The sequence below is a fragment of the Rhodanobacter sp. Soil772 genome, from assembly GCF_001428385.1.
In the GTDB taxonomy this organism is placed as follows: Bacteria; Pseudomonadota; Gammaproteobacteria; order Xanthomonadales; family Rhodanobacteraceae; genus Rhodanobacter.
The window spans coordinates 256,233-280,921 of the sequence record NZ_LMSK01000003.1; the positions used below are offsets into that span (position 1 = coordinate 256,233).

The following is a 24,689-nucleotide window of genomic DNA, read 5'->3' on the forward strand; positions in this document are numbered from 1 at the left end:
TGCCTGTCGTGTTCCACTTACACTGTGCCGACCGCACGGCGCACAGGGAGAACTGCATGCTTGCTCGAACGCTCGGACTGCTGGGTCTGTGGTTGCTACTGGCGGCGCCGCTGCCGGCGCAGGACGTACCGCCGCCGTTGCGCGACTGGCAGGGCTGGGTGCTGCACGACGTGCCGCAGCACGACTGCCCGTTTCTCGCCACCCAGATGCCGAACGCCGGCAGCTATCAATGCGCCTGGCCCGGTCGGCTGACCCTCGATGCCGGCAAGGACGGCGGCCGCTTCGGCCTGGACGTGCGCGTGGATGCGCCGAGCTGGGTGGCGTTGCCCGGTGACGCGAAGAGCTGGCCGCAGCAGGTCAGTGCGAACAACCAGCCGGCAACCGTGCTGCAGCGCGCCGGCCAGCCGATGCTGTGGCTGACGTCCGGCGACTATCAGTTGCGCGGCACGCTGCCGTGGACGGCGCGCCCGGCGCGCATGCGCGTGCCTTCGGCGATCGGGCTGGTGGCGCTGAGCGTCGATGGTGCGGCGGTCACGCGCATCGAGCGCAACAGCGAACAGCTCACCCTGGGCGAGGCCGCCGCCGCGCAGCGCGCCGCCGATGCGCTGTCGCTGCGCGTTTATCGCCGCCTCGCCGACGGCCTGCCGGCCACGCTGGAAACGCAGCTGCAGTTCAACGTCACCGGCAGCGCGCGCGAGCAGGCGCTCGGTCCGGTGTTGCCGGAGGGTTTCGTGGCCACCGCCTTGTCCGGCGACTTGCCGGCGCGGCTGGAAAGCGATGGCCAGCTGCGCGTGCAACTGCGGCCGGGCCAGTGGACCGTCACGCTCGCCGCGCGCAGCGTCGCGCCGCTGGCCAAGGTAGCGCTGAAGCTGCCGCCGGCGCCGTGGCCGCGACAGGAGATCTGGAGTTACGACGATGCTCCCGCCCTGCGCAACACCCGGGTGGAAGGCAACGCCACCGATGCCGCGCAAGCTGGTGTGCCGGGCGAGTGGAGCGATCTGCCGGCCTTCGTGCTGGACGACGGCGCGGGCCTGGCGATCGAGCAGGGCACGCGCGGCGACGAGGGCGGCAAGGGCGACCAGCTGCATCTGCAACGCCAGCTGTGGTTGGACTTCGACGGCGGCGGCCTCAGTGTGGCCGACCGCCTCAGCGGCGAGCTGCGTCATCACCAGCGCCTCGATGTGGCGGCGCCGTGGCAATTGCAGCGGGCGAATCAGGGCGGCGAACCGCTGCTGGTCAGCAAGGGCGAGGACGGCCGCAGCGGCGTCGAACTGCGCGAGCAGCAGCTCGATCTCGACGCCGGCCTGCGCCTGCCCACGCATCGCGGCGCGATTCCCAGTTCCGGCTGGCAGCTGCCGCTGGAAAGCATCGACGCCACCTTGCACTTGCCATACGGCTACCGCCTGCTCGGCGCGATCGGCGTGGATCGCTCGCCCGATTCGTGGGTCGGGCAGTGGAGCTTGCTCGATCTGTTCGTGGTGGCCTTGATTACGCTGCTCGCCGGCCGTCTGCTTGGCTGGCCGTGGGCGCTGCTGGCGGCCGGCTATCTGGCGCTGGCGCAGCACGAGTCCAGCGCGCCGCTGTGGACGCTGGCCGTGACGCTGGCGCTGGCCTTGTTGCTGCGTGCGTTGCCGGAAGGCCGGCTGCGCACGGCGGCACGCGCTGGCGCGGTGGCGATCTTTGTGCTGGCGGTGCTGTGGACGCTGCCGTTCGCCGCGGCGCAGTTGCAGTACGCGTTGCATCCGCAACTGGAAGGTGGCAGCCAGGCACGGATCGTCTCGGCGGGTTACGTCGAGCAGGCTGCACGGGAAGAGGCCTATGCGAATGCGCAGATGAAGATGAAGCAGCAAGTGGCGCCGGCGCCCGTCGAAGAGATGGCCGCCGCCGCGCCATCGGCCGACGACGCAATGAAGGACAAGCCAGTACGGGGAGACTCCGGCCTGGTGGCAAGCGGCCGTTCGAATCAGGCGCTGTCTTCGGTCGTGGTCATGGGAACGAAGATGTCGAACCTCGGCAGTACCGGCAACAACCGGATCGACAGCCGCAGCGTGATCCAGGCCGGCGCCGGCATGCCGAGCTGGAATCAGGGCAACGATTACCGGCTCGGCTGGTCCGGCCCGATCACGGCGGAGCAGAGCACGCGGCTGGTGATCGCGCCGGCGTGGCTGGTGCGGCTGCTGCGGGTGGTCATGGTGGGACTGCTGGCGCTGCTTCTCGCCAAGCTGGTGCCGCTGCTACTGACACCTCTGCGTGGCCGCTGGCGCGACTGGCGCGGCGGTGGTGCGGTGAGCGCCGCCTTGCTGGCCATCGCGCTGCTGCCCACGGGCGTGCATGCGCAGAGCCTGCCCAGCCAGGACTTGTTGAACCAGCTGCGCGACCGGCTGACCGAGGCGCCGAAGTGCGCGCCGGCCTGCGCCGTCGTGGCGCAGGCGCAAATGCAGGCCAGCGGCGACACGCTCGATATGGAGCTGGAGGCGCACATCGGCGCCGCGGTCGCATTGCCGCTGCCGCAGGCCGACGATGCCCTGCAACTGCTCGATGTCGGCGTGGACGGCCATGCGAATGCACCGCTCAGCCGTCGCGGCGATCAACTGCTGCTGCGGCTGGATCGTGGCGTGCACCGGGTCAGCCTGCGCTACCGCATCGGCGCGACCGACAACGCCAGCCTGCGCTTTGTGCTGCGCCCGCAGCGCATCGCGTTCAGCGGTCAGGGCTGGTCGCTGGCTGGTGTCGACGACGGCCGCCCGCTGGGCGACAGCATCGCCTTGCAGCGCATGCGTACGGCCAGCGACGGCAAGGGCTTGCCGCCCGTGCAAAGTTTCCCACCCTATGTGCGGCTGACCCGCCGCCTGCAACTGGGCGTCGACTGGACCGTCGAGAACACGGTCGAGCGCATCGCCCCACAGGATGGCGGCTTCAGCGTCACGCTGCCGCTGCTGCCGGGCGAGCATCCGCTGGGCGACGACGCGCTGGTGAAGGATGGCCGCATCAGCATCACCTTCAACGCGAACAGCGGCGCGGTGAGCTGGGGCAGCCGGCTCGACCATGCGACGAAGCTGGCGCTCAAGGCACCGGCACTGGGCGAGCGTGCCGAGGTATGGGAAGTCCACGCCGCGCCGATGTGGCACGTGGACGCGAAGGGCGTGCCGACCAGCGCCAGCGACGACGGGCTGCTGTACCAACCGCTGCCCGGCGAAAGCCTGCAACTGGCCTTCAGCAAGCCGGTGGCGATCGCTGGCGACAGCCTGGCGTTCGATGGCGTGCAGGTAACCAGCCGCGCCGGCGAACGTGCCACCGAAACCACACTGAGCCTGCGCGCGCGCAGCACGCGTGGCGGCGAGCACGCGATCAGCCTGCCGGCCGGTGCCGAGTTGCTGGATGCGAATCGCGACGGCGAATCGATCAACCTGGCCGTGCGCGACGGCAAACTGAGCTTGCCGCTGCTGCCCGGCGAACACGACTACACGTTGCGCCTGCGCGAGCCGCACGGGGTCGCCGCACGCACGCGCGCGCCGGCGTTTGCGTTGCATGCGCCGGTGGCGAACGTCGACCTGGCGCTGCAGCTGCCGCAGGATCGCTGGGTACTGTGGACGTGGGGGCCGACCACCGGTCCGGCGGTGTTGTACTGGTCGCAGCTGGTCGTACTGCTGTTCGCCGCGTGGCTGCTGGCGCGTTACGCACCGACGCCGCTGCGTTTCCGGCACTGGCTGCTGCTGGGGCTGGGCTTCTCCGCGTTCGCCTGGAGCGCCTACGCGCTGGTGGTGGTGTGGCTGATCCTGCTGGGCCTGCGTGCGCGCAGCACGCCGTCGGAGCAACTGGGCAGCACGAAGTTCAACCTGATGCAGCTGGGCCTCGCGCTGCTCACCCTGCTGGCGCTGGTGGTGCTGATCGGCGCGGTGCCGAAGGGCCTGCTCGGCCTGCCGGACATGCACGTGGCCGGCAACGCGTCCAACGCGTGGAACCTGCGCTGGTTCGCCGACCAGAGCGCCAATGCGCTGCCCGGCGGTGGCGTGCTCAGCGTCTCGCTGTGGGTCTACAAGCTGGCCATGCTGGCGTGGGCGTTGTGGCTGGCATGGTCGCTGATCGACTGGCTGCGCTGGGCGTTCGACGCGTGGACGCGCGGCGGCTACTGGCGCAAGCCCGCGCCGAAGCCGGGCGTGGCGCCGCCGCAGCTGCCGCCATCGGCAACGGAGCCGCCGCATGCCTGATGTCCGCAGCATGCTGGCCGCCGCCACTGATCGGCTCGGCGAGCGCGTCGACGCCGAACTATTGCTGCTGCACGTGCTGCAGCAGCCACGCAGCTGGCTGTTCACCCACGCCGACGATGTGCCGGATATGGACGTCCAGACGGCTTATGCCACATTGGTCGAACGTCGTGCCGCGGGCGAGCCGGTGGCTTATATCACCGGTCGGCGCGGCTTCTGGTCGCTGGATCTGGAAGTGAGCCCGGCCACACTGATCCCGCGCCCGGAAACCGAACTGCTGGTCGAACTGGCACTGCAGCGCCTGTCGCTCGTCGCCGTCTGCAGTGTGGCCGACCTCGGCACCGGCAGCGGCGCGATCGCGCTGGCGATTGCGCGCGAGCGGCCACGTGCGCGGGTGATCGCCACCGACGCCAGCACCGCCGCACTCGCCGTGGCCCAGCGCAATGCGCAACGCCATGCCATCGGCAACGTCGCCTTCGTGCACGGCGACTGGCTGGCGCCACTTGCCGGCCAGCACTTCGACCTGATCGTCTCCAACCCGCCGTACATCGAAGCTGCCGACCCGCACCTGGCGCAAGGCGACCTGCGTCACGAGCCTGCCGGCGCCCTGGCCTCCGGCCCCGACGGCCTCGACGACATCCGCCGCATCGTGTGCGACGCCCGCGCCCACCTGCACCCCGACGCCTGGCTGCTGTTCGAGCACGGCTGGAACCAGGGCGCCGCCGCCCGCGCGTTGCTCGCCGAATCCGGCTACACCGAGGTATTCACGGCGCAGGATCTGGAGTCGCGCGACCGGGTCAGTGGTGGGCGCCTCGGGTAGGCCGTCGCGCGCCGACCGCCCGCCTGTGGGGCGGCGGATTTCAGCCCGCGCTGGCGATGCTGGCGGCGGCCAGTTGCGGGAAGCGCGCGCGGATCGCGTGGCGGATGCCGGGCAGGTCGAGGCCGGCCATGCTCAGCACTTCCTCGCGGCTGCCGTGTTCGAGATAGGCGTCCGGCAGGCCCAGGTGCAGGATCGGCAGGGTGATGCCGTGCGCGGCCAGGCATTCGGCCACGGCGGAGCCGGCACCGCCGGCGACCGCGTTGTCTTCCAGGGTGACGAAGGCATCGTGGGTTTGTGCCAGCTCCACGATCAGCGCCTCGTCCAGCGGCTTCACGAAGCGCATGTTGACCAGGGTGGCGTCGAGCTCGGCGGCGATCGTGGCGGCCGGTGCCAGCATCGCGCCGAAGCTGAGCAGGGCCAGGCCGTGGCCGCGTCGGCGCAGTTCGGCCTTGCCGATCGGCAGCGTGTCGAGTTCCTGGTGGATCGCGGCGCCGGGGCCGGTGCCGCGCGGGTAGCGGATGGCGGCGGGGCCGTGGTGGTGGAAGCCGGTGCTCAGCATCATGCGGCACTCGTTCTCGTCGGCCGGGGCCATGATGACCATGTTCGGCAGGCAACGCAGGAAGGTGAGGTCGAAGCTGCCGCAATGGGTGGCGCCATCGGGGCCGACCACGCCGGCGCGATCGATCGCGAAGGTGACGTCGAGGTTCTGCAGCGCCACGTCGTGGATCGCCTGGTCGTAGGCGCGCTGCAGGAAGGTGGAGTAGATCGCCACCACGGGCTTCACGCCTTCGCAGGCCATGCCGGCGGCCAGGGTCACCGCGTGCTGCTCGGCGATCGCCACGTCGAAGTAGCGCTCGGGGTAGGCTTTCGAGAAGTGCACCAGGCCGGAGCCTTCGCGCATGGCCGGGGTGATCGCCAGCAGGCGCTCGTCGGCGGCCGCCTGGTCGCACAACCACTCGCCGAAGATGTCGGTATAGGTCGGCTTTGCCGCCGCGGCTTTCTTCACCACGCCGGCCTGCGGGTCGAACGGGCCCACCGCGTGGTACTCGATCTGCGCCTGTTCGGCCGGGGCGTAGCCCTTGCCCTTGGTGGTGATCACGTGCAGCAGCTGCGGGCCAGGCAGGTTCTTCACCGTGCGCAGCGCCTGCAGCAGTTTCGGAATGTTGTGGCCGTCGATCGGGCCGGTGTAGTGGAAGCCCAGTTCCTCGAACAGCGTCGAGGGCACGAACATGCCCTTGGCGTGTTCCTCCCAGCGCTTGAAGAAGCGACCCATGAAGGACTGCTTCGGGATCGCCCGCTTGGCCCGCTCGCGCCACTCGTTGAGGCGGCGGCTGGCCATCGCGCGGGCCATCATCTTGGTCATCGCGCCCACGTTTTCGCTGATCGACATGCCGTTGTCGTTGAACACCACCAGCATGTCCGGCTCGGCGTCGCCGCCGTGGTTGAGCGCCTCGAACGCCATGCCGGCGGTCATCGCGCCGTCGCCGATCACCGCCACGACCTTGCGGTGGTCGCCCTTGTGCTGCGCGGCGATCGCCATGCCCAGCGCGGCCGAGATCGAGGTGGACGAATGGCCGACGCCGAAGGTGTCGTACTCGCTTTCCTCGCGGCGCGGGAACGGCGCCAGGCCGCCCTTCTTCTTGATCGTGGTGATGCGGTCGCGGCGGCCGGTGAGGATCTTGTGCGGGTAGCACTGGTGGCCGACGTCCCACACCAGGCGGTCGTGCGGGGTGTCGAATTCGTGGTGCAGCGCCACGGTGAGTTCCACCACGCCCAGGCCCGCACCGAAATGGCCGCCGGAACTGGCCACTGCCTCGATCAGGTATTGGCGCAGCTCGTCGGCGACGGCGGGGAGCTTGTCATCGGGTACGCGGCGCAGGTCGGCCGGCGTCTCGATCGACGCCAGGTGGGGGTAGTGGGAAAGGTCGTTCATCTGCGTATTGTTGGTCCAGCGGCGGGGCGGGGCAAGGGCAGACATCTGAACAGGCGGTGGCAGTGGCGCTGCGGCAGGCTCTCCACGCGGCACACACGTGCGTGCGGCAAGGCTGGGCCGGTCCTCCGATTCAGGGAATGCCACCATGTCCGTGCGCAAGCTGCTCCGCCGTTTTGCCGAGGGCACCTCACGCCAGGCCGGCAAGCCGATGGCGTTCATCCTGGCCGCCACGCTGGTGCTGCTGTGGGCGACAACCGGGCCGCTGTTCGGCTACGGCGACACCTGGCAACTGGTGATCAACACCTCCACCACGATCATCACCTTCCTGATGGTGTTCCTGATCCAGAGCAGCCAGAACCGCGATACCGCGGCGCTGCAGATCAAGCTGGACGAGTTGATCCGCACCAGCCAGGCGCACAACGCGCTGTTGAACCTGGAGGAACTGGACGAGGACGACCTGGAACGCATCCGCCGGCATTACTGCAAGCTGGCACACCAGGCCTACGGCAGCCTGTCCACGATCGAGCGGGGGATCAAGGACATGCACAACGACGAGGGCGAGGACGACTTGGCCGATTGAGCTGGCCGGCTGAGTTCAGGCCGCCACCAGCGAGGGCATGGACATGGAGCGCCGGTCACGCGGCAGCCGGCTGACCAGGAATTCCATCTGGTCGGCCAGGATGTTGCGGTTGGACAGGATCAGGTGCTCGACCCAGCTTGGCCGGTACGGCACCGCCAGCAGCGGCATGTCGGCTTCCTGCGGGGTGCGGTTGCTCTTCTTCAGGTTGCACGCAAGGCAGGCGCTGACCACGTTCTCCCACTCGTCCTTGCCGCGCTTGGAGATCGGCAGCACGTGGTCGCGGGTGAGTTCGGCGCGGGTGAAGTGCTCGCCGCAGTACAGGCAGATGTGGCGGTCGCGGGCGAACAGCGCGGTGTTGGTCAGTGCCGGCGCCGGGTCGATCGCGTGTTCGCGGCAACGGCCGGTGCTGGCGATGATCGGGTGCAACTGCAGCAGGCTCTGCGCGCCGAGCAGGCGGTTGTGGCCGCCGTGCACGACGAGGCAGGGGTCGCCCAGGGTCCAGGCAACCGCGTCACGGACGTACAGGCAAACCGCCTCCTGCCAGCTGATCCAGTCGAGGATGCGGCCGGCGGCGTCCAGTGACAACACGCGGGTCGCATTGAGATCGGCCCGACTTGGCACTTCCATCAGCATGTAAATCGTCCTTCAGCCAGGGGCTTCGAAAGAGCGTTCAGGCAATGCAGGGTGCTTGTCCGGGGCCAGCATAGAACAATTTCGTTGCAATTCGCATGCAAATGAGGCAGCGGCACCCCTGGCAGGACAGTCGCCGTTGCGGATAAGCGCTGATATGATTACCAGTCAACGCAGACCCTACGCCGGGTTTGGTAGGGGCGCTTGGTGGTGACCCGGCACGGCGGTGGGCAGAGGTGGACAACGTGGCTGAAGTTCTTTTCTACGAGCATCCGGTACCGCTCAACCGTGTCGAGCACAAAGACCTGCGCATGAAGGCCGTGCCGAACGTGAAGTTCGCCATGAACGCGCATTCGGTACCGCTGACCGGCGTGGAGTTCGGCATCGCCGCGCGCGACCTGCTGATCGTGTTCGCCGGCACCAGTATCGCCGACGCCGGCCCGGTGGCCCTGCTGGGCCTGCGCCAGAACGAAAATCTGTACATCGACGCCAGTGGCCAGTGGGCGCCGGACACCTATGTCCCGGCCTTCGTGCGCCGCTACCCGTTCGTGCTGGCCGAGAAGCCGGCAGGGCAGGAAGGCGACGACTTCACCGTGTTCCTCGACGAGCGCTACGAGGGCTTCAACGCAACCGAAGGCCAGCGCCTGTTCAAGGAAGACGGCACCGACAGCGAACTGCTGGCCAATGCCGTGGGTTTCCTCGGCGATTTCCAGCAGAACGTCGCGCGCACCAAGTGGTTCATGGAGCAGCTGAACAAGCACGACCTGCTGGAGCCGCGAAACGTGCAGCTGCAGAAGGAAGGCAAGGACGGCCAGCAGGGCAAGTCGATCAACCTCAGCGGCCTGTTCGTGGTCAACGAGGAGAAGCTGCGTGCGCTGGACGAGAAGACCTGTCAGGAGTTCCTGCGCGAAGGCATGTTCGGCTGGATCTATGCGCACCTGCTGTCGCTGACCAATATCGACCGCCTGGCGCGTCGGCTGGACGTGCGCGAGCAGGCCGAAGCGGCTGCCGGCACGATCACGAACTGATCGCTCCCTCCCGCTGATCGCAAGGAAGCCGCCCTCGGGCGGCTTCTTTCGTTGGCGCGTTCAGCGGACCGGCTTGGCCAGCCGCAGCAGGTCGGGTGCGTAGCCGTTGTCTTCGTACAGCGCCCGGGCGCGCTCGTTGCCGGGGAACACCGCCAGCGTCACCAGCTGGCATTGGTGTTCGCGCGCCCAGGTCTCGGCATGCGCCAGCAGCGCCTTGCCGACGCCACGCCCCTCGTGCTGCGGCGCCACCGCGATGTCGGAGATGTGGCAATTGCTGCGCCCGGTGAAAAAATCCGCGGTGCGCTGCAGGTGGATGAAGCCGGCCCGTTCGCCGTCTTCGTCCTCGGCCACGAACAGGTAGCTGTTCGCCGGCTGGTCCTCCAGGTGGCGCAGCAGGTCGTTGCGGATGCCCTCGATGCATTCGTGGCGGCGGCGCCATGGCGGCAGCGTGAAATCCACGAAACGCGGCACCTGTTCGAGAATGAAATCGTCGTCGTCTTCTTCGGCCAGGCGAATCAGCAGGGACATGTCGGTCATGAGGATCGAGTCGGTGGCTGGGTGACGCTGCCGTTTCTACACCTTGCATGGTGGCTGCGGTAGTCCCTGCCGGCGCGTGTATATTTTGCGGAGCACGACAAAGGCCGGGGCGAGCATCGGCCTGGTCTTGCCGAACGGCATCCACGCAAGGAAATCGCCCATGTCGACCACCCGCCGCCTCCACATCCAGCCTGCCGGGGATCCGGTGCTCGCGCAGGGCATGCGCGACATCCACGACGACCTGAAGCTGCCGTCGGCGTTTCCGCCGGAAGTCGAGGCCGCCGCGGCGCAGGCGGCCGCGAACCCGCGGCTGCCGGCGCTGGATCGCAGCGACATCGCCCTGGTGACCATCGACCCGCCCGGCTCGATGGACCTGGACCAGGCGATGCATGTCGAGCGCGCCGACGGCGGTTATCGGGTGTACTACGCGATTGCCGACGTCGCCGCCTTCGTCAGCGCCGGCGACCCGGTCGACCTGGAAGCGAACCGGCGCGGCGAGACGCTGTACGGCGCGGACGCGAAGATCCCGCTGCACCCGAAGGTGCTGTCCGAAGGTGCCGCCTCGTTGCTGCCGGGCCAGTTGCGGCCGGCGCTGTTGTGGACGATCGATCTGGACCGGACCGGCGAAGGCATCGCCGTCGACGTGCGGCGCGCGAAGGTCAGCAGCCGCGCCCGGCTCGACTACGCCGGCGTGCAGCAACGCATCGACGCCGGCACGGCCGAGTCGATGTGGGCGGTGTTGCGCGAGATCGGCGAGTTGCGCCGGCAGCGCGAGTTCGCCCGCGGCGGCGTCAGCCTGCCGCTGCCGGAGCAGGAAGTCAGCGTGGTCGATGGCCGCTGGAAGCTGGCGTTTCGTGCGCGCATGCCGATCGAGGACTGGAACGAGCAGATCTCGCTGCTGACCGGGATGGCCGCCGCGCACCTGATGGTGCAGGCCAAGGTCGGCCTGCTGCGCACCTTGCCGCCAGCCGATCCGCGCGCGATCGAGCGCCTGCGTGTCACCGCGCGGGCGCTCGGCATCGCCTGGCCGCCCGGGCTGGATTATCCCGGCTTCATCCGTTCGCTGGATCCGTCGAACGACGTGCACGTGGCGATGCTGACCGCCTGCACCAGCGTGCTGCGCGGAGCCGGCTACGCGGCGTTCGACGGCGCGCTGCCCGCGCAACCGATGCACTCGGCGCTGGCCGCGCAATACACCCACGCCACCGCGCCGCTGCGCCGGCTGGTCGATCGCTACACCGGCGAAATCTGCGTGGCGCTGTGCGCGAAGCAGCCGATACCGGCGTGGGCGCTGGCCGCGCTGCCGGGCCTGCCGGTCACCATGCAGGCTTCCGGCCATCGCGCCGGCCAGTACGAAAGCGCCGTGCTCAACCTGGCCGAAGCCGCCGTGCTGGCGCCGCGCGTGGGCGAAGTCTTCAACGGCGCGATCGTCGAGGTCGCCCACGACGATCCGGGCAAGGGCACGGTCATCGTGCGCGACCCGGCGGTCGAGGCCAGCGTGTCCGGCAGCGTGAGTCTTCCGCTCGGTGCCGACGTCAGGGTGAGCCTGGTCGAGGCCGACCCGGTCAGACGCGTGACGCGTTTCGAACTGGCGGGGTGACCGCGGCGGTTGCCGTTCAATCGCGTGGTGGGTCGGGAGGTGACCGGCGTGGCCTGAACCCCTGGTGCCGTACCACTCGCGCACCTAGCCGGCGCCGACTCCGAGCTGGCCATTCCTTCGTGGCACAGCGTGCAGGAAACGCCGGCGGCAATCCTGGAATTGCGGCGGATTCTGCGCTTGCAGATATCCGCGGCGAAAGGCGATCAGCGCTAGCGTCGCCTGGCGGCCCACACGTGCGAATTGTGAAAGGAGCGCGCCGCGTGTCAGATTCGCGGCTTCGTCGACAGGTTCGGAACGGGGAAATCCATGCGTAAATCCATCGCCGCCGCCGTGTGGCTATCGGCGGGCGCCATGTTGCCCATGTCATGCCTGGGCCAGCAAAAGCCCACGCCGCCGATCGTCACCGATCCGATTTACGCGAAGCCGCAGCAATTGGTGGACGTGGACCACGGACGCCGCATGAACCTGTACTGCCGCGGTTCCGGTTCGCCCACGGTGATCCTCGATGCCGGCATGGGCGACTCCACGATTGCCTGGGCGCTGGTGCAGCCGGCGCTCGCGAAGCGGACGCGGACCTGCTCGTACGACCGCGCCGGCCTGGGTTTCAGCGACGCGGCCACGCGTCCCGGCACCGTGGACAACATGGCCGCGGACCTGCACGCCTTGTTGCGGGCCGCGCATGTCGCGCCGCCTTACGTGCTGGTCGGCCATTCGCTGGCCGGCATGACCGTGCGCGTGTTCGCCGATCGCTATCGTGACGAGGTGGCCGGCATGGTGGTGGTCGAAGGCTCGCATGAGGATCAGTCCACGCGCGGCTGGGCCATCGGCGAGCCCGGCCAGAAGGCGAAGTGGGACGCGTACCTGAAGGACGCACATGCCTGCGTGGACGAAGCCGGCAAAGGCCTGGTCAAGGGCACGCCGGCCTTCGCGAAGTGCGTCGGCGACGCCGACCCCCGCTTCAGCACGGCGATCAACGAGGCGCAGCTGGCCTACGGGGCCAGCGTGAAATGGCAGGCTGCAGCGGCCTCCGAACGGGAGAACGTGTTCTACGCCGGTGCGGAGCAGACCCGCGCCACGCGCAAGGACTTCGGCGACATGCCGATCATCGTGCTGACCCATGCGCCATACCCGAAGTCGAAGGACGAGACGCAGGAGCAACGCGATCAGCGCACCTTGCTATGGGAGGATCTGCACACGCAGGTGGCGGCGATGTCCACTCGCGGGGTGAACGTGATCGTGCCGCGGGCTGGCCACTACGTGCAGTACGACCGCCCGGAAATCGTCATCGATGCGGTGAACCAAGCGGTGGCGATCGCGCGGGAACAACGCGCGAACTGATCTTCGCCATGCTCCCTCCCCTGCAAGGCAGGAGAGGGTTGGGGTGGCTCTTGGTCTGGTCTGGCCCGGAGCTATCGTGGCACGTCCTCGCCGTGCGTTTGTCTCTTGTGAAGACGGGGCCAATGCCGGTGTTCCCGGGGTTGATGCCGCCGCGTGCAGCGTATCGCACGCGGTGACGGCCAAACGGCTGCGCCGGGTGGTCAGTCCTTCGGCCTGAAGTCCCAGTGGACCTTGACCGTGCCCAGGTTCCCCTCGCCGAGCGCGGAGCCGACGCTGTCCATCTCGCTTATCCAGCTGGTTTTTTCCAGGGAGTTGTCCGCGATCTGGGATTGGGTGAGCGCCGGGAATTGGGCGGACCCCTGGATCTGCTCCGACGAGGTGACGTGCCCCTCGCCCGTCACGGAGTGGAACCACAGCCTGCCCTCGTAGGACTTGTCACCGCCTATCAACTCCCATCGCTTGCCCGAGCCATACACCTGCCCCTGCAGGTAGAACGAATAGGTGCAGTCTCGCCTCAAGGTGAGGACGAGCATCGTGCCGTCCTCCGACATGCCTTTCTCGAACGGCCGCAACGTGCCGTTGCCGGTAAAGGTGTCGGTCCATTCGAGCCGACCCCGTTCGTCGAATTCCTCCTTGGTGTATTGAACGTTGGCGGTTCCGCTCGGGTTAGGGCTGAAGTAGCGCACCAGGTAGTCCCCACCGCGCCATTGGCGCCGGGTGTCTTCCGGCATGTCCGCGCTCAGGCTGACGTTGAAGCTGTAGACGGAATGCCTGCCATGCTTGTCGTAGACGTCGCGCGACTGGTTGTAGGACACGCTGCCGGTCCAGGCCTTGTTCTCCAGCAGGTTCGTGCATGCGCCCGTGACGGCCACGGACACGGGCGCCGTCTTGGTGTCCTTCGCCGTGCCGCGGGTCATGCTCAGGGTCGCCACGTAGCTGCCCCGGGTCGTGTAGCGGTGGTCGGCCTCCGTGACCGCGGTGCAGTCGTCGAACGTCTGCTTGCCGGAGCCGTCGCCGGGATCGAGCACGCAGCTTGGCGGCGCCTCGTCCGGCGGCAGCGGAATGTTCCAGTTGAAGTGCGTATCCAGCGGCGCCTCACCGCTGGACGGCGAGACCTTGAACTCCCAGTCGGGGTAGATCTCGGTCGACCCGTCGGCGTTGGAGCCCCCCAAGCTGATGGTCGCCACGTAGGCGCCGTCGGTGCCGTCGTTCAGGCGCGAGGTGTACGGGTATTCGTGCGAGATCGAGCTGGTTTCCCGGCAGTCGGCGATGTGCTCGACCGGCGTGCCGTCGCCGAAGTCCACCGTGCAGGCCAGCGGGCCTTTATCCTCCAGCGCCTCGGCGATTTCCCAACGCAGCTCGACGTCCATGGGCGCGGCGCCGTGACGCGGAAACGGTTCGAGCTTGACGCCCACGTCGATCTTCTTGGAGATCGACAGGATGTCCTCGCCGAAGGCTCCTCCGGTGTAGACGCAAATGATGCACAGGCTATGGTCGACGAGTACCTTGCTGCGATCGCCCGTTGCGCGCATCTCGACGCGCACACCGGTCTTGCCATGCCCCTTGGCTTCCCAGGTCAGCTCCTTTTCCCGCGCCACGACCACCTGCTGGTCATAGCTGTACAGGGTCACCAGGTCGTCGCTGTTGATCTTGGCCGGGCCCCAGGTCATCGGCGGCATGGTGAACACGCCGGGATTCACCCCCGCGGTCGATCCGGGCGTCATGTATTCGGATCCGCGCAGTGCGGTCTGGTAGATGTCGATGGTGAAGTCGAAGACTTTCACCAGCGCGTCCTTGTATGCCTCGCTGAACTTGATGTTCGGTCCGATCACCATCTTGGCCAGGTCCACCAGGTCCATCACGGTGACCGTTTGCGGGTTGTTCCTCGCCTCCACCTCGATGACCACCTTGGCGGTCTCGCCCACGCGCATCAGTTCCTTGTGCTCGACCACCTCGAAGCGGGTGACCTTGGCGGGCAGCAGCGACAGCGAGACCTTCTCCATCACGAAACTCGTCACGCTCAGCAGCGAGCTGACCACCATGTTCAACGTCACCGCGACACCGGCGCCAGTACTCGCACCACCGGCGGCCGCCCCGCTGAACGCCAGCGCCATCGTGCTGGCGTACAGGTCGGCCGTCGGCTTGACGACCTCCTGCGAAAACGCGGAAAGCACCACCTGGACCTGCATCAGGCAGGCGATTTCGAAAGCCTTGTCGTTGCCGCCCCGGCACTGCAACGCGGCGACCGCGCTGCCGGCGGAATGACCGGCACCGCCGAACGGCACGTCGCCGCCGGCTGGTTCCTGGCCGGTCATGACGAACGCATTGCCGCGGCCCCATGCCGAGTCGGCCACCCACGCGGCGGTCAGGGCGCCTGCCGTTTTCAGCAGGTCGCCGGGATAGGCCATCGCGTCGGTGGATGCGCGGTACGGGCCCGACCGGAAGCCAAGTCCGGAGGCCTGCAGCGTGGCGGCCATCGCCTTCATCGGCGCGGCCACCGAGGTGCCTGCCGCTTTCGCAACGCTGGCGAGGGCGCCCAGCCCGGCCGGCCGGCCCGGCGCCTGCGCCGTGGTCGGGGTCGCCGGCGCGGGCTCGCCGCCCACGGCGTCTGCGTAGGCGTCGAGGTGGTCGGCGGAGCCACTGGACGCCAGCAGCGCGTCGGTCAGTTCCAGCTCGGGTTTCGCACCGGCCAGCAACGGCGAGGTGCCGGCGAGTACCGCGGCCAGCGAGTGATCCCCTTCGCTGACCAGGGCGCGCAGCGTCGTCAGCATCGCCTGGCGGTAGGCCCGCTCCTCCTGGTGCTGTACCGGCAAGGCCGTGAGGATGCGCTCGTAGCCCTGGGTGATCCTGGCCAGCGAACGCTGCACACCGGCGGTGGTGCCCGGCGCGCGCTGCAGCTCGGTGACTTGCAACCCGCCCTGGCTGGCGGCGACCAGGGCGTCGTCCCGATGGACTTCCAGCGGCTGCGGCTGCGCCGGCGGCACCGGCCAGTTGTCCGGTCCCAGGTACAGTGGCACGAGGATGCGGATGCGGCCGTCGGCCAGTCGCTGGGCCGCCGCCGGCTGGTCGCCGACACGCACATCGAGGTGCTCACCGGCGAGCACCGGCACGCCGCTCAGCAGCACCGGCGCGCCGGGTGCTGCGGTGGCGGGCGCGAAGGTCAGCACCGCCGGCTTGGCCGGCCCGGCTGCCTCGGCGCTGGCTGGCGCGGCAGACACCGTCGGCGCGTTGCCGGGCGGGCGAAGCAGCAGGACGCAGGCCGCCACCAGCAGCACACCCGCCACACCGACGACGAGGCGTCGCTGCGGCAGCTTCATGTAACCCCGCTGCAGCAGTGGCCAGACGGTGTTGCGCCACCCTCGCCACGCGGCCGGCAACAGCTTGCGGACAACGAAATTGCCGATCGCGGCCAGCAGCAAAAAGAGCCGTCGTGCCAGCCACCAGAGGCCCTTGCCGACGGCAAGGGCGAGGCGTTTGAGCAGGTGGTTCCAGTTCGTCGTCATGTCCGTCGTTCACCGCAAGAGGGAAGAGTGGTGCAACGTGTCCGGGTGGGCTGCCCGGACACGGGGTCAGCGACCGATCAGGCCGCGCAGCAGGCCCTTGGCCGCGTCCTTGACCGGTAGCGGGGACGCGCCCGGCGCGCCGGCGCCGAACGACATCAGCATCGCGGTCGACTTGTTGCGCACGTGCACGTTCCAGCCGGCCTGGCTGATCGTGCGTTCGCTGCCGTAGGCGATCATCTGCAGCACCGGCGCGGCGTTGCCGTTGCCGGCGAACACCTCGCGCGGGATCGAACAACTGCGCGCATCGGCGTTCAGCAGGGTGCGCGAGCCGGTCCACTGGGCGATCTGCTTTTCGGGCAGGTAGCCGATCAGTTCCGGGCCAGCGTAGCCGTCCTGCGAACTGCTCCACATCACGATCGTGTCGCCGTCCATCGCGGTGCCGTGGATGAAGTAGGCGCGCGCGCCGTCCACCGCATCCCAGTGCAGCGTCGGCCCCTGTTCGGCCTTGCTCTCGCTGCGCAGTTTCAGCGCGGGCATGAAGTCGTGGTCGTGCGCCAGCTCGAACTGCATCGTTTCGGGCAAGCCCTCGCCGGTCACGCGGTGGGTGCCGACCAGCGACGCCTTGGCGGAGACCGTTTTGCGGCTGGACGGGTTCGGCCACAACACGTGCTGGGGGCCGGGGTCGATACCCGACGACGGCACCTGCCGCGGGGTGGGTGCGCGGCCGCTCTGCACCGGCTTGCCGTTGCGGATCGTCACCGTGTACTCGGCCGGCTGGCCCGCGCGCACCTGCTCGCCGCAGCCCCAGTAGTAGCGCATGCGGAAGGTGCCGCCGTCGGCGGGCATCTGGTGGGCAGGCGGGCTGTCGGCCAGCGGGGCCGCGGCGCCGCGCGGGGAGGGCAGCAGCTCGATTCGCTCGCCGACCCGAAGGCCCTTCGGCACGAACTGGCTGGCCGGCGTGCCGGGGTGCTGGCGGTTGTGCAGGGCGATGTCCAGGTACTTGCCGGCCATACCGGGGCTGCGCGCCATGCCATAGCTGGCGGTCTGGCCGCTCATCGCGTTCGCCATCCGGCCGATGCTGCCCATGCCGGGCATGCCAGGCATGGCGTGGGTCGCCACGTCGATGTACAGCTCCGCTGGCTTGGGCTTGGGTTTGGTCTGCGCGCTGGCGTCCATCGGCAGCGCGGCAGCGATGCCGACAGCCAAAGCCGAGGCGGCGAGAAACAGGGAAGAAGTGTGCATGGGCGGCGCCCTCGTTGGGGCGGGCCGAAACGGCGGCCCGGCCGAGCCCGGCGAGTCCGGGTCTCCCATAAACGAGATTCGTGCGCGAAAACTGACAGCCGCCATCGCGGGCGGCCCGGCGGCCGGTGGCTCGCCGCCCTACGGCAGCGCCGTGCAGCGGGCCTGGCTGGTCGCGGCGACGCAGTGCGCCAGCGGGGTGACGCTGGCGAAATCGCCCAGGCCGGCGAGTAGTTCTGTCGTGGCGGCCGCATCGCCGGTGTCCCGGGCCAGCAGCAGCGACAGCATCCAGGGGCGCTGCCAGTCGCGCGCGAGGCTTACCGGCGGAAGCTCGCTGCGCAGCCCGGCGAGAAGCTGTGACGCCTCCGCGCGGTTGCCGCCCAGGAGGTGCCGCTCGGCCTGCGCCAGCCGGTAGGTCAGCGGCGGCTCGACCCCGGCCGGCGGCGCGCAGCCTGCGAGCGTTTGCGTGGCGGCCTCCGCTTTGCCGCGGTGCCACTGGATCGAGGCGGCCAAGCCGCAGGCGGCGAGGCCGGCGCCCTGGTGGGTCAAGCCGTGCTTGCCGATGATGGCCGAACTCCGGCCCAGCACTTCGGTCGCGCGGGCGGACTGGTTCAGCGCCGTCAGCACGTAGGCATGGCCGCGATAGCAGGATTCCGCATGCAGATCCATGCGCTTGATGCGGTCGTCGATCGCGCTGCTTGTCTCGTAGTGTTCGAGGGCCTCCGCGTGCCGGCCGCGTTGCATCAGGTACGCCGCGAGGTTGCAGTGGGCGAGCGACGCATGCAGGTGGGGCCGGGTATAGATGCGATCGGTGATCTCCACCGCCTGCCGTGCCAACGCCTCGGCGCGCTCGAGCCGGCCGGCCTTGCGCATCGTGGTGGAGGCATCGGCGGCGGTGTACGCGTAACTGCCGCTCTGTTCCCCGTCCAGCGCGCGGACCATGCGCAGGCGTGTTTCCTGCAGCTGGATGCGTTCGGCGAAATCCGCGGGCCGGGCGAAGGCGATGGACACGGCAAGACCGTTGAGCGTGTCCAGGTGCAGCCGCGAATTTTCCAGCGTGCTTCCGGCGATGCGCGCCAGCGCCTGCCGGTGCAGCGCTTCGGCCTCGGTCGGGGCGGTGGTCGCCAGCGCCATGCCCAGCGCGTTCATGGCACGCAGATGGTCGGCGACCGGTGTTCCCAGTTGATGATCGAGGGCCAGGGCGGCGCGGGCGTGGCGGATCGCTTCGGCGGTGTTGCCGCGCACACGGTGCAGTCGCGCCAGTTCCTTGTGGATGGCCGCGGCTTGGCGTGCATGGGTTTGCCCGGCGCCGCCCGCGGCAGCGATCAGTTCCAGCGCTTGTTCGAGATCGCGTGCGGCGTCATCGAGCCGGTTCAGGCGCAGGCGCGAAACCCCGGTCAGGTGGAGGATGTCGGCGGCAGCCAGCGGATCGCTGGCGACGATGTTCTCGCGCGCCTGGCTGGCGCCTTCGTCGAGCAGGTCGAGCGCGCTGGGAATGCCGCCCGCATCCGGGTTGGTGGATTCGAAGACGTGTTGCAGGAAGTCGCGCACCAGCGTTGCCCGCTGCGCCTGCGTGCGCGCGTTCGCCGCCTCTTCCCTGGCGATGCCCGCTTGCCACAGCGTGGTCGCCACGCCGCCGGCGAGCGTGAGCAGCAGCAGGCACGCCGCGGCGACGCCGACCTTGTGGCGGCCGACGAACTTGCGCAGCCGATAGCCCGGCCGCGGCTTCTGCGCCAGCACGGGCAGGCCGGCGAGCCAGCGGCGCAGGTCGTCGGCCAGTGCCTCGGCCGAGTGATAGCGCTGCTCCGGCGCTTCGGACAAGGCCTTGAGCAACACCCGGTCGAGGTCGTTCTTCAGCGGCACGTAATGGCGGTGGCAGGCGTCGCCATCGGCGCGGACCAGCAGCGAAGGCCGGGTGGATCGGCTGCTTTCGGCCGTCGTCTGCGGCGTGCGTCCGGTGAGCAGGCGGTGGAGCAGGGCGCCGAGGCCGTAGACGTCGATGGCGGTGCTCGGCAAGGCGCCGTGCAGCTGTTCGGGCGCCGCGTATCCGGGCGTCATCGCGCGCAACATCGTCTGCGTGCGTTCCTCGGTGGAGCCGGTGAACTGGCCGATGCCGAAGTCGAGCAGGCGCACATGGCCGGCAGCCTCGATCAGCACGTTCGAGGGCTTGAGGTCCCGGTGGATCACCAGGTTGCGATGCGCGTAGGCGGCGGCGTCGCAGACCTGCAGATAGAGCCGCACGATCGCGCGTGTATCGAGCGCGTGCGATTCGCACCAGTGGTCGATGCGCTCGCCCTCGACCAGCGGCATCGCCAGCCAGCAGGTGCCGTCGTCGGCCACGCCGGAGTCGAGCAGCGGGGTGATGTTGGGGTGGTTGAGGCGGGCCAGGATCGCCGCCTCGCGCTGGAAACGGTCGCGGCCGGCGATGCCGAGCGCGCCGAGGGTGAGGATCTTGATCGCCGCCTGCTGCCGCGCCATGCCCTGTTCGCGCCAGCCGCGATAGACCACGGCCATGCCGCCGCGGCCAAGTTCGGTTTCCAGCGTCCAGCCGCCCAGGCGGCAGCCGCTGAGGTCGCCGCCGCCCGGGTCCAGCGAGGCCCGCGGCTGCCGGTGCGCGGCCAGCAGTTGTTCGAGCCGCCGCCGCACCGGCGCGGGCAGTACCTGCGCGGCCAGCCAGTTGTCGCGTTCGCCCTCGGGCAGGTCCAGCCACTGGTCGAAGGCCGCGTCGGCCGCCCGCCAATGCGCCAGCGTCTCAGCGTCCATCGCCGGCCTCGTCGAGCATCGCCTGCAGGAACGCGCGGGCGCGCTCCCATTCGCGGTACACGGTGCGTTCGGAACACGCCAGCAGGCGCGCGATTTCGCTGAATTCCAGCCCCGCGAAATAGCGCAGATCGACGATCCGGCGCCGCTGCGGGCTGATCGCCTCCAGTGCCTGCAGGCACTCTTCCAGCGCCAGCACGTTGGTCGTCGCCACCGGCATCTGCGGGATCTGGTCGTCGAGGCTGACCATGAGCTGCCCGCCGCCGCGCTTTTCGCTGACGCGCTGGCGGGCGTGTTCGACCAGGATCCAGCGCATCGCCTGCGCCGAGATCGCGAAGAAGTGGTTGCGGTCGGCCAGCGGCAGCGGCTTGCCCTGGGTGATCCGCAGGAACAGTTCGTGCACCAGCACGGTCGGGGTCAGCGTGGCCTGGTTGCCGTGCAGGCGCGCGTTGGCCAGGCGCAGCAGCTCGGGGTACAGCGCTTCGAACACGGCCCCCAGTTGCGCGGGCTCGCCGTCGCGGGCAAGTGCGAGCAAGCCGGTGATGTCAGTGTCGGACACGTGTGCCTTCCCCCAGGCAGATCCCGCCAGCGGCGCCAGTAGCCACTTGCCGGGCATGCCGTTGCCGAGTTTTCAGTTTCAGGCTGCGAGCCCGGGATTGCGCATGCAGCCGGCGAAGCATGGCGTCACTGCCATTCGTGCCAGAGGCAACTTTCTACCATATCCACCGGCGTGGCGGGCTCGATCTGGATTTCGTCGTCCAGGCCGCGTGATCGGGGTCTCGTGACCGGCCGGAAACACGGAGTCGGGCGGTGGCAGGTTCATGGATCCGGATCGATGAACCTGCCACCGGTTCTTGCGCGGCGATGTCGGCATCAGTGCACACGAAAGCATGCCGACGCTGACGAAGGCAGGTAGCTTTCTTCACCCACGCGGCGGCAGTGTGCGATCAGGTCAGCTTCGGCGCGGCGGGCCCGTTGCCAGTCTTCACGCGTGAACGCAAACCCGTCGACCGCGCAGCCGCACGTGGTCGGAGCCATCCACCTCATACGCTGAAGACAGGACCTTCGCCAAATCCATGCCGATGGTTATAGTGCCGATGGAAACTTCCTCTTCTGCTGGCGGTTGTGTCGCAACAGCATCATGGCCTTCGAGGCCGTAAAGGGAGAAAGTCTCTTTTTACTCGTTCAAGGCGGACGGCTACGCCGCCGCTTATCCGGGTAGCAACACGTCACGAAGAGCGGCAAAGCGGCCTTGGTGGAGGCTGTGGTGAGTCGTCCAACCGCTCGCTCAAGACGAACGACTGGGTAGCATCCGGCTATTCGCCCAGGTGACGCGCGAAAGGCCGCTGACCCGTTTTGTCGGGTCGGCCCAATGAGAATTCTCGTCGACAAAAATTTGGTCCAGCTGTTTCATCCGGATTTCGATGGATCGGTGAGCCGACTTCTTCCCGGCTCCACACGGCGTCCCTTCTTTTTCCACATGCCGGGAGGACGCTTGCAGTACCACTCATGCGGAGGCGGGGCCATGGCAGCGAATACGGGAAACAGTGGCGGGCGGCGCGGGAATCGTTGGAGGCCGGCGGTCTGGGGCGCCGCGGCGGGTTTGCTGTTGCTGCCTTTGGTGGCGATGCAGTTCACCGGGGACGTGGTCTGGACGCCGTTCGATTTCATGGTCTTCGGCGCCATGCTGCTCGCCGCCTGTGGCACCTACGAGTTGGGCGCGAGGGTGTCGAGCAACACCGCGTACCGCGCCGCGTTCGGCGTGGCGGTCGCGGCGGGATTCATCCTGGTTTGGGTGAACCTTGCCGTCGGCATCATCGGCACGGAAAACAATCCGGCCAACTTGATGTTTGGCGGAGTGCTCGTCGTCGGCATCATCGGCGCGCTCATCGCGCGCTTCCGGCCTCACGGCATGGCACGCGCGTTGATCGCGACGGCCGTCGCCCAGGCGCTGGTCGTCGTGATCGCCGTGGCCGCTGTAATCGAATTCGATTTTGCCTTGGTGGGACTGACGGTGTTCTTCGTCGCGATGTGGCTCATATCGGCCGGGTTGTTTCGAAAAGCGGCGCGGGAGCGAACTCCCGCGGGTGCGCTTTGACAACTCTGCAAAAGACTTCGCCTCAATGCCGCGCGCTGTTTTATCTCTGCAGAGCGTTGCCGATCGTGCTTCGAACTCTCAGCCGCCCACCACCGGCAACGCAATGAAGCTCGCCTGCGCCGGCGTGTGGTACACGCGCTGGGTCGCCTTCACGTAGTCCGCCGGCTTGGCGAAAAAGATGTTCGGCACGAAGGTCTGCGGGTTGCGGTCGTACAGCGGGAACCAGCTCGATTGCACCTGCACCATGATGCGGTGGCCGGGCAGGAAGACGTGGTTGGCGGCGGGCAGGGCGAAGCGGTAGGGCAGGGGCCGGTTGGCGGCGATCGGCTTGGCTTCGGTGAAGCCTTCGCGGTAGCGGCCGCGGAAGATGTCCATCGCCACGGCGAGCTGGTAGCCGCCCATCTCGGGTTGCTCGGCAACCTGGTCGGGGTAGACGTCGATCAGCTTGACCACCCAGTCGCTGTCGCTGCCGCTGGTCGAGGCGACCAGGTTCACTTCGGGCGCGCCGCTGATGGTGAGCGGCGCGGTGAGCACGTCGCTCACGTAGGTGACCACGTCGGTGCGGCCGGAGGCTTCGCGCTGGTCGTCGACGAGCCATTGCGACCAGGTCTGGCCGTCGCCATAGCCGATCGGCTGGATCGGACGTGCGCGGAACGGTACCGGGTGCGCGGGATCGGAGACGTATTCGTCGTAGGCGTCGCCGCCGGCGGGTGAGCCGAAGCCGAGCTTGTGGTCGGCCTGCAGGTACAGTGCGCGGCTTTTCGCGGCGCAGCCGCTTTCGCAGGCGAGCGGCCAGCGCGGCAGCCGCTGCCACTGGTTGCTGCCGGTCTGGTAGGCGGTGACCGGCGCGAGGCCGGCCTTCGGCGCGCCGTCCTTCAGGTATTGCGCCAGGTACGGACGCAGGATCTTTTCGCGGAAATACTTCGCGGTGTCGCTGCCGAAGCGGATCGCGCCGAGCGAGCTGCCCTCGTCGATCTCCTGGCCGTGGTGCCACGGACCCATCACCAGCTTGACCATGTTGTCGCTTGAGTCCTTCGGCTTGATCGTGCGGTACACGGCCAGCGCGCCGTAGATGTCTTCCTGATCCCACAGGCTGTGCACCAGCATTACCGGCACCTTCAATGGCTGCGCGGCGAGCAGCTTGTCCACCGCCTGCTCGCTCCAGAAGCTGTCGTAGGCGGGGTGCGCCAGCAGCTTGTTCCAGAAGCCGAGCTGGCGCATGCCGTAGGCGTCGGCGAGCGCGCCGGCCGAGCCGTAATGCATGAACAGGTCGTATTCGTCGCGGTAGCTGGTCCACCACTTGATCGAGTTGTCGCGGCTGGCGGTCTGCTCGTACATGTAGGCCATGTTCTGCTGGCGGAACGCACCGTGGTGGAACCAGTCGTCGCCCATCCAGCCGTCCACCATCGGGTTCATCGGCACGGAAACCTTCAGCGCCGGATGCGGATGGAACAGCGCCATCAGCGGCTCGAAGCCGTCGTAGGAAATGCCCAGGATGCCGACCTTGCCATTCGACTCGGGGATGTTCTTCACCAGCCAATCGATGGTGTCGTACGTGTCGGTGGCGTCGTCCACCGGGGTGGGGTTCAGTGGGCCGTGCAGTGGCCGGTTCATCACGTAGTCGCCTTCGGAACCGTACTTGCCGCGCACGTCCTGCACCACGCGGATGTAGCCGTCCTCGACGATGATGTCGGCGGCGTTGTCGTAGCCCTCGAGCATCGGGCCGAGGTGGCCGCTCATGCTGTGCGTGGTCAGCGCCTTGGCGTCGTACGGCGTGCGGGTGAGCAGGATGCCGGCGTGGTGGGCACCCTTCGGGATCAGGATGACGGTGTGCAGCTTCACCCCGTCGCGCATCGGGATCATCACGTCGCGCTGCACGTAGTCGAAGCTGCCGGTGGCCGGCACGAACTTCGCCGGCGTTTCGCTGGGGTAGTCCGGGTACTTCGCCTGCGGTGCATCGGTGGCTTGCAGCATGCCGCCCGTGGCGAGCAGCAGGGCGAACAGCGCAGGCCTCAGGCCTGCAACGAATCGACTCGACGTCATGGTGGCTCCCCGGGTGGACAACGCAACACAGGGTAACCGCAACGGCGGTTCCGATGGATGCCGGCCCATGTTGGCAAGCCTGTTGCTTGGTTCAGGGCATGAGTGACCTTGCCTACGACATCAGCTACCTGCTCGACAGCGAACCGGCCACGGCCGCGGCGCCGGCGCTGCGCGTAGCCAGAGCTGCGCCGGCCGCACCGGCGCCATCAGTTCTGCCGGGCGTTGCCGCTGCACAGGTCGCCCTGGCGCGGGAGCTGCTGCAGGTTGCCGAAGTCCACGAAGAATGGATCAGGCAATACCTGCACACGCAGAGCAGCGCCCAGGGCCGCCCGTGAGGCGCCTGTCGTTGCAGAGCAAAACCTGACCCGGTTGGAC

General features: G+C 68.5%; 16 protein-coding genes. 8 read left to right on the forward strand and 8 right to left on the reverse strand.

The annotated features are described in order from the left end of the window. Positions 1–56 precede the first annotated feature (56 nt). Positions 57–4,208 carry a hypothetical protein gene (locus ASG75_RS12715; RefSeq protein ID WP_056389975.1) on the forward strand — a complete coding sequence of 1,384 codons (4,152 nt, stop codon included), beginning with the start codon at positions 57–59 and terminating at the stop codon, positions 4,206–4,208. Beyond that, positions 4,201–5,025 carry a peptide chain release factor N(5)-glutamine methyltransferase gene (gene prmC, locus ASG75_RS12720; RefSeq protein ID WP_056389978.1) on the forward strand — a complete coding sequence of 275 codons (825 nt, stop codon included), beginning with the start codon at positions 4,201–4,203 and terminating at the stop codon, positions 5,023–5,025. Before ASG75_RS12715 ends, prmC begins: the two co-directional genes overlap by 8 nt. A gap of 40 nt (positions 5,026–5,065) precedes the next feature. Here prmC and dxs read toward each other — a convergent pair whose 3' ends face one another. Further along, positions 5,066–6,958 (reverse strand): 1-deoxy-D-xylulose-5-phosphate synthase, encoded by a 1,893-nt coding sequence (gene dxs / locus ASG75_RS12725; protein ID WP_056389983.1) that lies wholly within the window; start codon positions 6,956–6,958, stop codon positions 5,066–5,068. A 145-nt stretch (positions 6,959–7,103) separates the two neighbouring features. On the opposite strand from dxs, the gene ASG75_RS12730 reads away from it, so the two are divergent. Beyond that, a complete protein-coding gene (locus tag ASG75_RS12730) occupies positions 7,104–7,538 on the forward strand; it encodes a low affinity iron permease family protein (protein ID WP_056389986.1) in 435 nt (144 codons plus the stop codon). 15 nt (positions 7,539–7,553) lie between these two features. Here ASG75_RS12730 and ASG75_RS12735 read toward each other — a convergent pair whose 3' ends face one another. Then, positions 7,554–8,171, reverse strand: a complete 618-nt coding sequence (locus ASG75_RS12735; protein WP_056389989.1) for an HNH endonuclease — start codon at positions 8,169–8,171, stop codon at positions 7,554–7,556. 242 nt (positions 8,172–8,413) lie between these two features. On the opposite strand from ASG75_RS12735, the gene ASG75_RS12740 reads away from it, so the two are divergent. Further along, positions 8,414–9,196 carry a SapC family protein gene (locus ASG75_RS12740; RefSeq protein ID WP_056390656.1) on the forward strand — a complete coding sequence of 261 codons (783 nt, stop codon included), beginning with the start codon at positions 8,414–8,416 and terminating at the stop codon, positions 9,194–9,196. A gap of 60 nt (positions 9,197–9,256) precedes the next feature. Here the strand turns inward: ASG75_RS12740 and ASG75_RS12745 are convergent, their stop codons facing one another. Beyond that, positions 9,257–9,733 (reverse strand): GNAT family N-acetyltransferase, encoded by a 477-nt coding sequence (locus tag ASG75_RS12745; RefSeq protein WP_056389992.1) that lies wholly within the window; start codon positions 9,731–9,733, stop codon positions 9,257–9,259. 160 nt (positions 9,734–9,893) lie between these two features. On the opposite strand from ASG75_RS12745, the gene ASG75_RS12750 reads away from it, so the two are divergent. Continuing rightward, positions 9,894–11,333: an RNB domain-containing ribonuclease gene (locus ASG75_RS12750; RefSeq protein ID WP_056390002.1), complete on the forward strand. Its 1,440-nt coding sequence runs from the start codon at positions 9,894–9,896 to the stop codon at positions 11,331–11,333. A 306-nt stretch (positions 11,334–11,639) separates the two neighbouring features. Continuing rightward, positions 11,640–12,671 (forward strand): alpha/beta hydrolase, encoded by a 1,032-nt coding sequence (locus ASG75_RS12755; protein WP_082547605.1) that lies wholly within the window; start codon positions 11,640–11,642, stop codon positions 12,669–12,671. 200 nt (positions 12,672–12,871) lie between these two features. Here ASG75_RS12755 and ASG75_RS12760 read toward each other — a convergent pair whose 3' ends face one another. From ASG75_RS12760 to ASG75_RS12775, 4 genes are all read right to left on the reverse strand, one after another. Continuing rightward, on the reverse strand, positions 12,872–16,174 hold the full coding sequence (locus ASG75_RS12760; protein ID WP_056390005.1) for a hypothetical protein: 3,303 nt from the start codon (positions 16,172–16,174) through the stop codon (positions 12,872–12,874). A gap of 66 nt (positions 16,175–16,240) precedes the next feature. Then, a complete protein-coding gene (locus tag ASG75_RS12765; protein ID WP_157616970.1) occupies positions 16,241–17,416 on the reverse strand; it encodes a hypothetical protein in 1,176 nt (391 codons plus the stop codon). A gap of 138 nt (positions 17,417–17,554) precedes the next feature. Next, entirely contained in the window at positions 17,555–20,176 is a 2,622-nt protein-coding gene (locus tag ASG75_RS12770) for a serine/threonine-protein kinase (RefSeq protein WP_056390013.1), read from the reverse strand. Next, the gene (locus tag ASG75_RS12775) at positions 20,166–20,732 is read right to left on the reverse strand and encodes an ECF-type sigma factor (protein ID WP_082547622.1); all 567 of its coding nucleotides are present in this window, start codon (positions 20,730–20,732) and stop codon (positions 20,166–20,168) included. The genes ASG75_RS12770 and ASG75_RS12775 overlap by 11 nt, the downstream gene beginning before the upstream one ends. Before the next feature lie 966 nt (positions 20,733–21,698). Between ASG75_RS12775 and ASG75_RS12780 the strand changes: the two genes are divergently transcribed. Next, positions 21,699–22,271, forward strand: a complete 573-nt coding sequence (locus tag ASG75_RS12780; RefSeq protein WP_056390017.1) for a hypothetical protein — start codon at positions 21,699–21,701, stop codon at positions 22,269–22,271. A gap of 78 nt (positions 22,272–22,349) precedes the next feature. Here ASG75_RS12780 and ASG75_RS12785 read toward each other — a convergent pair whose 3' ends face one another. After that, a complete protein-coding gene (locus tag ASG75_RS12785; protein ID WP_082547606.1) occupies positions 22,350–24,314 on the reverse strand; it encodes a CocE/NonD family hydrolase in 1,965 nt (654 codons plus the stop codon). A gap of 98 nt (positions 24,315–24,412) precedes the next feature. Here ASG75_RS12785 and ASG75_RS12790 point away from each other — a divergent pair, with 98 nt between their 5' ends. Beyond that, positions 24,413–24,649, forward strand: a complete 237-nt coding sequence (locus ASG75_RS12790) for a hypothetical protein (RefSeq protein ID WP_056390020.1) — start codon at positions 24,413–24,415, stop codon at positions 24,647–24,649. Positions 24,650–24,689: the final 40 nt, after the last annotated feature.